This is a genomic window from Verrucomicrobiota bacterium, assembly GCA_037139415.1.
Taxonomy (GTDB): domain Bacteria; phylum Verrucomicrobiota; class Verrucomicrobiia; order Limisphaerales; family Fontisphaeraceae; genus JBAXGN01.
Genome location: JBAXGN010000343.1, coordinates 1 through 2,753 on the forward strand (window position 1 = coordinate 1; position 2,753 = coordinate 2,753).

Here is a 2,753-nt window from a genome sequence, read left to right on the forward strand (position 1 = left end):
GGTGAATTTGACCGCGTTGCTGACGAGGTTCAGCAGCACCTGATAGAGACGCTCGCGGTCGCCCTCAACAGTTTCATCAGCGCCTGGGGCGAACAGTGCCACCAAATCAAGATTCTTTTTCCCAACCTTGCCGGCGACCAAGTCGAGCACCGTTTCCACGCAGGCGCGGGGGGGAAACGGCTTGGCTTCAAATTCCAGCTTGTCCGATTCCAGCTTGGCGAAATTAAGAATGTCATTGAGCAGGGTAAGGCAAGACTTGCTGCTTTGATGAATAACCTGCACCATCTGCCGCTGCTGGTCCGCCAACCCGCTTTCCAACACCATTTCCGAGGTGGCCAGGATTCCATTTATCGGATTACGGATTTCATGGCTTATGCGGGCGATGAAATCCGCCCGGTTTCTCGCCTCGTTCTCGGCAACCACTGCCCGGAGAATATGCTCGCAAGGCCGGGTATGCTCACACCGCACTGCGTTTCTCACCTCCTCCTCAACCGCGCGCGTTGGAAGGATATTTTTGCAAAACAAAGCCTGGTCATAAACCTTCACGTTTCTCGCCCTTTCCCCGGCGGTGGCCACTCGCAAAACGGCTGTGACCCGGGCGCGCAACTCCATGGGGTGATACGGTTTGATGATGTAATCCGTGGCTCCCAGCCCAAAAAGGCGGATTTTCTCTTCCATGCGATCGTCACCGGTCAAAATGATGACCGGCAGCAATGCCCGGCGCAGGTCACCCCGGATAGTCCGCAATACCTCGCCCCCATCTGTGTCAGGGAGCCTAAGGTCCAGAATCACGGCCTCAAACTTTACCCGACCGAGGCGCTCCAACCCCTCAGCGCCAGTCATCGCTTGTGTCAATGCAATCTGATCCGCTTCAAAAAGGGCCTGCAGGATGCCTCCCAATCCTTGCTGATCATCAATCAACAACACTTGATTTTGATTCATTTTCACGCCGTGAACACACTGCGACAGACCAAGACCGTTCCAAAAGAGCCAAGGAAGCATCAACCCGCATGAAAGAAGGCCCGCCGGGAACAAACTTATCTTTTGCTTGAAAACCAAGTTGTTCAGGTAACAACCTGATCAAGCAGGCTGCGCATAACATGGCCTTCCATGCACCCATTCGCACTTCTTTCTCTCAGCGAGAGACGGTCTCCTGCACTGGCTGAGTTCAAAAAGCAATCGCGCCTGGCAATCTTGCATCAACCGTATGAACGATAACAGTAATTCAACTTGATGCAACCAAAAACCAGTGGCGTGTTTTTACAATCGTTCATCCTCAATGCTGGAAATTCGCGCTTACCCCGGATCGGCCGCTTCCGCTTCAACCTGAGTTACATGTCTGCCCCCCTCGTGGGGGATTCGGGCTAAAAATACGTCGAACAGTTTGGCGTAACCTGTTATCCAAAATATCCCGGTCACCCGCCGGAAAAATATAACGATCTATGGAATTTTCTCGTCAAACGGCGGCAGCCGATGCCAGAATAATTCAAAACATAAATATACGATGAAAACCGGACATTATCTTGGATGGCTGTGTGCGTTGTTATCGTTTTCTCCTTTGCTTCCAACGGCAGGAACGTCGGCCGAAATGGCCCCGGCACAAAGCCGCCTGGGCATGAACCTGGCCGGACCGGCGGATTGGAGCACGGAATACGCCTATGCCGACCTATTCCATCTCTCCCGCAAATGGATCAGCCAGCGCAAGGGAACTGCCTGGGGCAAGGGACCGGAATTGGAACGTGATGCCAATGGCTGGGTGACGAAACTCGAACCAGACTGTTGGGCGGAAACGTTAATGCTCACGGGTAACAACGGTCATGCCCCTGCCGGCGATTACGTCTGCCTGTACGAAGGCGATGGCGAAATTGATTTTGGCCCGCCCGGCAAAGTGACCACGCGCGAACCCGGGCGCCTCGTCGTCAACGTGGACACCCACAAGGGCGACATCCATCTCATGGTGCGCCGGACCAACCCTCAAAATCATGTGCGCAACATCCGCTTGATCATCCCTGGCTGCGAGGCCACGTATAAAACCGATCCGTTCAATCCCGCCTTTCTGCAACGCTGGCGCGAATTCAACACCTTCCGCTTCATGGATTGGATGCACTCCAACGGGTCCAAACAAAAGGAATGGGCGGATCGTCCCACGCCGGAATATTGCAACTACACGGAACACGGCGTGCCGGTCGAGGTGATGGTGGACCTTTGCAACCGGCTCAAAATCAATCCCTGGTTCTGCCTGCCGCATCTGGCCAGCGATGATTACGTGCGGCAATTCGCCAAACTGGTGAAGTCTCGGCTGGATCCCGCACTGAAGGTTCACATCGAGTATTCCAACGAGGTCTGGAATAGCATGTTCGAGCAACACCGTTATGCCGAGACCCGCGCACGTGAGTTGGGGTTGGGCCCCAAGGACCGACCGTGGGAAGGCGCCGGTATGTTTTACAGCCAGCGTTCACAGGAAATCTTCAAAATTTTGGAAGACATCTTTGGCGGCAAAGACCGTCTCGTACGGATCATTGCCTGGCAGGCGGCCGGCGGCAGTTACTGGCTGGACAAAATCGTGCTCGCGCACAACGAGACCTACAAACACGCCGATGCCCTGGCCATCGCGCCGTATGTCACGTTCTGCATTCCAGCCAAAAGCAACAAGAACGGCCTGAGCGCCGATCAAGTCGCCCAATGGACCGTGGATCAACTCCTAGCAGCCTGTCGGACTTAGAAAAGCAGTTTTTTTAAGAAGCCCGGACATA

The 2,753-nt window shown here is 54.5% G+C and carries 2 protein-coding genes; both read left to right on the forward strand.

The genetic code is table 11. The annotated features are described in order from the left end of the window. A partial coding sequence (locus WCO56_29435) for a hypothetical protein (GenBank protein ID MEI7733724.1) occupies positions 1–1,014 on the forward strand: 1,014 nt, incomplete at its 5' end. A gap of 574 nt (positions 1,015–1,588) precedes the next feature. After that, a complete protein-coding gene (locus WCO56_29440) occupies positions 1,589–2,722 on the forward strand; it encodes a hypothetical protein (GenBank protein ID MEI7733725.1) in 1,134 nt (377 codons plus the stop codon). Positions 2,723–2,753 lie beyond the last annotated feature (31 nt).